Genomic DNA, 6,934 nt, shown 5'->3' with positions numbered 1-6,934 from the left:
GAGTTCCACCTTGTCGTTCTGATCATTCATATGTTGTTTGATTTGACTAACCTGATGAAGATTGAAATAAGCTACAGCTAGAAAAATCAAGAGCACCCCACTGAAACTGACGATTAATTTGGAACGCATGGTCATATTGAAGAAAAATAACCGGCTCACATTCATCCCCCCATAAATAGACAAGATATGACGCGTTTCTTGTTTCTACTTATAAATATAGGAGACTTCTATTAACTAAAGCGTCGAACTGTGTTAATAAGATGTAAAATTAACCATACAACTCTATCGAAAGTCCTATGAAAAAGTTTTACATTACGTTTACGTTTCATGGGTTTGGAATTTACATTCGATTGTTACGATGTATTTGTAAGTTAGTTGCGAGGGACAAACAATTGAAATCGAAACTAACTAGAGAAGCAACATAAAATAAAAGGAGGACATGCTGACTATGTTCAAGTTCATGTCGAAAAAAGGAATTACATTATCTCTATCCGCGGTATTAATGATGGGGTCATTGGTTGGATGCGGAGCTAAAACAGAAACAAACGGCGCTGCTTCCGCAACACCTGCTGCAACTACAGCTGCTACAGCGTCTGCTAAGCCTTCTGATACACCTAAAACAGAACTTACTGGTACGATCACTGCTTCCGGTTCAAGCGCATTGCTTCCACTAGTTAAGCAAGCGGCAACTGAATTTATGGAAAAGAACCCAAAAGTAACGATCAACGTTACAGCTGGTGGTTCAGGCACAGGAATTAAAAACGTAGCTGATGGCACTTCCGATATCGGTAACTCCGACGTAGAGCCAGGCGCTGAATATAAAGATAAAGGTCTAGTTGACCACCAAGTAGCAATCGCTCCTTTCGCATTCATCGTTAACAAAGACGTTAAAGTAGACAACGTAACAAAACAACAAGCAGCTGACATCTACATGGGTAAAATCACGAACTGGAAAGAAGTTGGCGGTAACGATGCGAAAATCGTTCTTGTACACCGTCCAGATAGCTCAGGTTCCCGTACACTAGTGAAAACGATCATCCTTGATGGTAAAGATTTCACAAAAGACGGTATTACACAAGAAAACAGTGGTGCAATGAAAACAGCTGTAGTTGGTCAATCCAGCTCCATCGGTTATGTTGATACTCCTTACATCGACGATACAGTTAAAGCATTGAAACTTGACGGAGTTGCTTTCTCCGAAGAAAACATCAAAAACGGTACTTACAAACTATTTGGTGTTGAGCACATGTACACGAAAGGTGAAGCAAAAGATCCAGCTAAAGCTTTCATCGAGTATATGTCCAGCAAAGAATTCCAAGGTAAACAAGTTCGTGATTTGAAATTCTTGCCTGCTGATTTGCTTAAAAAATAATCGGATTTCTCATCAAGAGCGTACGCATCATGCGGGCGCTCTTTTTGCTATGCGAGATCACGAATGATTAAACTTTTACATTGCCTTTACAATTCATTAATGATCCAATGACAATCATGTCCTATCATAACAGTATGACATGTTAGGGCATGTGGTATTAAATAAAGGGGGATTAACCCAGTGAATTCCGTAGCAGACAAACTATCAAGTGCGAGTTCAGACAGCAAAAGCCGTCCAGTTGTTTCCAAATGGACCCGAGGACAACATAGACAAGACAGCATCATGCGATGGGTGTTTGTCATTAGTGCTGCTCTTGTATCGGCGATTATTTTCTCAATCATTGTTTTCGTAGGTATGCAAGGGATCAAGACATTTCAGGGAGTAAGTCCTTTAGAGTTTTTCTTCTCGACGGACTGGACACCAGGCTCGAATAAATTCGGAGCGTTTCCTTTCTTATACAGCACCTTGCTGATGACGCTTGTTTCTGTCGTCATTTCAGTACCGCTGGCTTTGTCCGGCGCATTATTCATGGCCAAAATTGCTCCAAAATGGATGCGCGAAATCATGCGTCCAGCGACTGATCTGTTCGTAGGGATTCCTTCGGTCGTCTATGGTTTGATCGGGATGACAGTCATTGTTCCTTTCTTAGGTAAAGTAACTGGCGATGTCGCTTACGGCATACTGCCTGCTTCTATCATATTAGCGATTATGATTCTACCAACTATTCTCTCCATCTCAGAGGACGCTATCCGCGCACTTCCTGGCCGTCTGGAGGAAGCATCTCTAGCGCTTGGAGCAACACGCTGGCAAACGATGTGGCGCGTGTTGCTGCCGGCTGCTAGACCGGGTATTTTAACTGCAATTATTCTGGGGATGGGCCGTGCAATTGGAGAAACCATGGCTGTATTCATGGTAATTGGTAACTCGCCACAAATGCCAAAATCGCTATTGGATTCTACCACCGTACTAACAACGGCAATCGTCAAGGACATGGGTAATACGAATTACGGATCAACATGGAACAATGCCTTATACATGATGGCGCTGCTTTTACTTGTAATCTCCTTATCCTTAATCATCATAATTCGTGTTGTTGCCAAAAGGAGTGAAGTGAAATGACAAGTAAATCAACAGACCGGATTGCTACGGTATATTTTTGGGCATCAGGCATTGTTATCATAGGAATTTTGGCTTGGTTTCTCATTCGAATTCTAGGGGATGGCATTCCTCATCTGTCCTGGCATTTCATCTTCGGAAAGCCTGAAGAGATCAAGGCTGGAGGAGGAGTCGGGCCTCAACTGTTCAACTCTTTCTATGTCTTGTTCCTATCTCTCTTGATTTCTATTCCAATCGGATTATTCTCAGGCATATACTTAGCTATTTACGCACAAAAAAATTGGTTTACTGATCTTGTCCGTATTTCCGTAGAGGCTTTGTCTTCTGTACCTTCCATCGTTTTTGGATTGTTTGGATTCTTGCTATTCGCCAATTTGCTCGGGCTGAAGTTTTCCATTATCGGCGGCGCGGCGACGGTTGCCCTGTTGAACTTGCCAGTAATGGTGAGGGTCACAGAAGAATCGATCCGCACGGTTCCGGAGTCCTATTGGGAAGCAAGCTTAGCGCTGGGTTCGACCAAGTGGCAGGCGATTCGTAAAGTACTTATTCCCGCAGCACTACCTAGCTTGATTACAGGAATCACGCTGATTGCAGGTCGTGCATTAGGTGAATCCGCGATTCTTATTTACACAGCTGGGTTATCGGTTTCCCGGTTCTTCCCAGATTTCAACCCGCTGAACATGGGTGAGACGTTATCCGTTCATCTTTGGTATGTGGGTGCTGAAGCGCTTGTTCCAGATGCGAAAGACATTGCCAAGGGAAGTGCCGCGTTGCTTCTGATCGTTGTACTTATCTTTAACCTGTTGGTCAGCATACCAAGCCGAATCTTACAAAAAAGACTTTCCGGGGGGAAATAACAATGTCGACTTCAACCATGACAAAAACAAAGATCAAAGCAGATAAATTGAATTTATTTTACGGTGAGAATCACGCGCTTCATGATATCGACTTGACGATTGAAAAAGGTAGTATCGCGGCATTGATCGGACCGTCAGGCTGTGGGAAATCAACGTTCCTACGTACATTGAACCGGATGAATGATTTGATTGACAGCGTTCGTATTACTGGAAATGTAGCAGTAGACGGCCATAACATCTATGGTTCTGATTCTGATGTAGTTTCATTGCGTAAGCGAGTGGGAATGGTATTCCAACGTCCTAACCCTTTTCCGATGAGTATCTATGACAATATTGCTTATGGTCCACGCATTCACGGCATCAAGAAAAAATCATTGCTCGATGAAATCGTAGAACGCAGTCTTGTACAAGCCGCGTTATGGGATGAAGTTAAGGATCGTTTGAACAAATCCGCGCTTGGATTGTCAGGTGGGCAACAACAGCGCTTATGTATCGCTCGTTTGCTCGCAGTCGAGCCGGATGTTCTTTTGATGGATGAGCCGACTTCGGCCTTAGACCCAATTTCAACGCTGAAAGTAGAAGAACTTACACAAACCCTGAAAGACAAATATACGATCATTATCGTAACTCACAACATGCAGCAAGCTGCTAGGATTTCCGATATGACATCCTTTTTCTTGAACGGGTACCTAGTCGAAACTGACAAAACAGATAAAATCTTTACAAATCCGAACGATCAACGTACCGAAGATTACATCACTGGAAGATTCGGCTAATAATTACTGGAAGGGGCAACGTACATGGATGCAAGACCCGGGTTTCATCAATCATTAACTTTGTTGCAAAAAGAACTACTTGAGATGGGGGAAAGCGTCAAGGAATTGATTCTTACGTCCGTTAACTCCCTCGCAACGCTCGATGAGAAAGCTGCACAGCAAGTGATTAACAATGACGATCAGATCGATGATTATTTAACGAGGATTGATGAACTGTCGCTGCGTCTCATTGCTTTGCAGCAGCCTATGGCAAGTGATCTGCGCATTATTGGCACAGCACTCAAAATTGCCATTGATTTGGAGCGTATTGCCGATCATGCGGTAGACATCGCCAAAATTACGATCCGCTTTGCGGGAGAAGAACTTGTGAAGCCTCTTGAAACGATTCCACAGATGGCGAATATCGCCATCGAAATGCTGCAAGAGAGCCTTCTGTCCTACACGGAGCGCGATGTTCATCGTGCTGCAGCTCTAGCTGAGAAGGATGATCGTGTAGATAAAATGTACAGCACTGTGATGACAGAGTTGATGGGGATGATGAATTCCGATTATCACCGTAATCGTCAGTTGACTCATTTGCTGCTAGTTGCGCATTTCCTGGAGCGGGTAGCGGATCACACGACCAATATTGGTGAAGGCGTTATTTATATGGTGACTGGGAAACGTAAAGATTTGAACGTGTAACGTTTTATGGTTCTATAAAAGATAGGCTGTCCGAGGTAGGATTTCTACTTTTGGGTGGTCTTTTTTTATTTTGGAAACTAGAGTCTGCTATTCCCCCTGTAAGTACCATTTTCCGTCTGCTAGATGAACTACGGTCGTTTATTTGCCGGTTTCATTTGAATAACGTGCCTCAGTGGTCGAATGAGATCCTGTAGTTACACTTTGAGTGGAATAACTGGTTTCCCCTGATAGGTGGGCAGAGTCCCCGATGACTCAGCTAAAAAGTTCTAAGGCACGCTGTCTCAGCTGGAGTAGAGGTAAAATCTACCGTTATTCTGCGCTATACCGGGCAATCGGACGATATAGCGGTAGATACTGCATCTAAATCGTCGCTGGCGGCCGATTTTGGCAGGAAATGGTGGAATTAGCGGTAGAAATTCCATTTAATCACACTAGAGTGGCTCAGATGCAGAAAACAGCAGTAGTATTCGGCGTAAATGATGGATTGATTAAGTAATCAAACAGTCGATATTCAATCAATTAATCAATCCACCAATCCACCAATCCACCAATCCACCAATCCGCCCCGTAGTCAGTTCCCGATGACTCAGCCGAAAAGCCGAAACAGTCCTAAGCACGCTGCCTCAGCTGAACAGAGGTAAAATCTACCGTTATTCTGCGCTACGCCGGGCAATCGGACGAAATAACGGTAGAAACTGCATCTAAATCGGGCTGGCGGACGATTTTGGCAGGAAATGGTGGAATTAGCGGTAGAAATTCCATTTAATCACACTAGAGTGGCTCAGATGCAGAAAACAGCAGTAGTAATCGGCATAATTAATGGAGTGATTAAGTAATCAATCAATCCACTCCGTTGCCCTATTCCCAAGGCTCGACTGAATTATTACTGTCGTAGGAGATCCCAGATCAAAAAAGACCGTAAAACCAAGCGGATTCCGCTTAGTTCTATGGTCTTTTTTTGCCATTACCTTGTCCGTGCCATTGCCATTGATCCGCGTAATGCCGCGGAGATTGCCTCAACCAATCCGCGCACAACGCAGCCAGCATGAATGATCCTAATTAAGTTCGATTCTATCCTCAGGAATAGGGAAACGAATAAGAAAAGTCGTCCCCTCCGAACTGGACTGCACCTCAATAGAGGCCTTGTGCCTAGCAGCGATGCTGTAGCAGATGGCTAGGCCAAGACCTGTGCCTTCATCCTTCGTTGTGAAGAAAGGGCGTCCCAGCTTCTCCAGATGCTTCTCATCAATGCCTGTCCCCTCGTCCGAAATCAACAAGACGACATATCCGTTTTCTTCGAAGGTTTGGATGGTAAGCGTCCCGCCAATCGTCATCGCCTCAAGCCCATTCATACACATATTAAGAATTAGCTGCCGCATTTCTTTGTCATCAAGATGAATAACAGCGCAATCAACGAATTGGAACTGTACGTGCTTGCCAGACATTACAGCTTCAGCTTGTATAAGGGGAAGTAGCATCTCGATGATCCGATTAATTTGATCCGGCTGTTGATGAGATTGTTTATTTTTGGCCAGCGACAAATATTCGGTAATGATTTCGTTAGCCCGATCCAGCTCCTCGAGCATAATCGGAATGTACTCTTTTTGCATATTGCGATCGTTTTCACGAAACAATTGCAGAAAGCCGCGTATCGTCGTCATCGGATTACGGATTTCGTGGGCGATGCCAGCGGCCATTTCCCCGACCAGATTCAGCTGAGCAAGTCGTGCCATCTCCGTCTCAAAACGCAAACTCTCCGTAATGTCGACTGCCACCTGCAGCAAACAGCTCTCATTCTCGATATCGATGATCTCCGTAGAGAGAAGAGCCGTCCGTGTCTCCTTGGCTTTGGTTTCATATTTCACTTTGTAGTTATGAACAACCTCATCACAGCTCATGGATTCTCCGGAATCCGTTCGGTATAGATCCATATTGGTGCCAATGATTTCGTCGCCATACCCCGTATATTGCTTCCAGCTTTCATTTATTTCGATATAAGTAAGATCCGGCAGACGGCGGATGGCCATCAAAGAAGGGGAGAGCATGAACATTTTCTTGAAATGGTCCTGAGACTTTAGCAGCTTCTCATGGGCATCTACTAGTTCTGTAGTCCGTTCTTCGACCCATTG

General features: G+C 44.2%; 6 protein-coding genes. 5 read left to right on the top strand and 1 reads right to left on the bottom strand.

The window, feature by feature from the left end:
* Nucleotides 1-448 precede the first annotated feature (448 nt).
* The 5 genes from AC1DUA_RS16790 to phoU all read left to right on the top strand — a co-directional run bounded on the left by AC1DUA_RS16790 (nucleotide 449) and on the right by phoU (nucleotide 4,805).
* Nucleotides 449-1,372, top strand: a complete 924-nt coding sequence (locus tag AC1DUA_RS16790; protein WP_477500854.1) for a phosphate ABC transporter substrate-binding protein — start codon at nucleotides 449-451, stop codon at nucleotides 1,370-1,372.
* A gap of 180 nt (nucleotides 1,373-1,552) precedes the next feature.
* The gene (gene pstC / locus AC1DUA_RS16785; RefSeq protein ID WP_477500853.1) at nucleotides 1,553-2,491 is read left to right on the top strand and encodes a phosphate ABC transporter permease subunit PstC; all 939 of its coding nucleotides are present in this window, start codon (nucleotides 1,553-1,555) and stop codon (nucleotides 2,489-2,491) included.
* Nucleotides 2,488-3,345, top strand: a complete 858-nt coding sequence (pstA, locus tag AC1DUA_RS16780) for a phosphate ABC transporter permease PstA (protein WP_145659408.1) — start codon at nucleotides 2,488-2,490, stop codon at nucleotides 3,343-3,345. The genes pstC and pstA overlap by 4 nt, the downstream gene beginning before the upstream one ends.
* A gap of 2 nt (nucleotides 3,346-3,347) precedes the next feature.
* The gene (gene pstB, locus AC1DUA_RS16775) at nucleotides 3,348-4,121 is read left to right on the top strand and encodes a phosphate ABC transporter ATP-binding protein PstB (RefSeq protein ID WP_477500852.1); all 774 of its coding nucleotides are present in this window, start codon (nucleotides 3,348-3,350) and stop codon (nucleotides 4,119-4,121) included.
* Between the two features lie 24 nt (nucleotides 4,122-4,145).
* Nucleotides 4,146-4,805: a phosphate signaling complex protein PhoU gene (gene phoU / locus AC1DUA_RS16770; protein ID WP_477500851.1), complete on the top strand. Its 660-nt coding sequence runs from the start codon at nucleotides 4,146-4,148 to the stop codon at nucleotides 4,803-4,805.
* 1,055 nt (nucleotides 4,806-5,860) lie between these two features.
* Here the strand turns inward: phoU and AC1DUA_RS16765 are convergent.
* Nucleotides 5,861-6,934: two-component system sensor histidine kinase NtrB (locus tag AC1DUA_RS16765; protein WP_477500850.1), on the bottom strand; the 1,074-nt coding region annotated here is incomplete at its 5' end.

This window comes from Paenibacillus sp. 01T422 (assembly GCF_056398785.1).
This window is presented reverse-complemented; position numbering and strand designations above follow the sequence as displayed.

What these genes read in the sequence shown, in the direction of transcription:
- AC1DUA_RS16790 (WP_477500854.1), top strand. Translation starts at nt 449, where the DNA reads ATGTTCAAGTTCATGTCGAAAAAAGGAATTACATTATCTCTATCCGCG.
- pstA (WP_145659408.1), top strand. Translation starts at nt 2,488, where the DNA reads ATGACAAGTAAATCAACAGACCGGATTGCTACGGTATATTTTTGGGCA.
- pstB (WP_477500852.1), top strand. Translation starts at nt 3,348, where the DNA reads ATGTCGACTTCAACCATGACAAAAACAAAGATCAAAGCAGATAAATTG.
- phoU (WP_477500851.1), top strand. Translation starts at nt 4,146, where the DNA reads ATGGATGCAAGACCCGGGTTTCATCAATCATTAACTTTGTTGCAAAAA.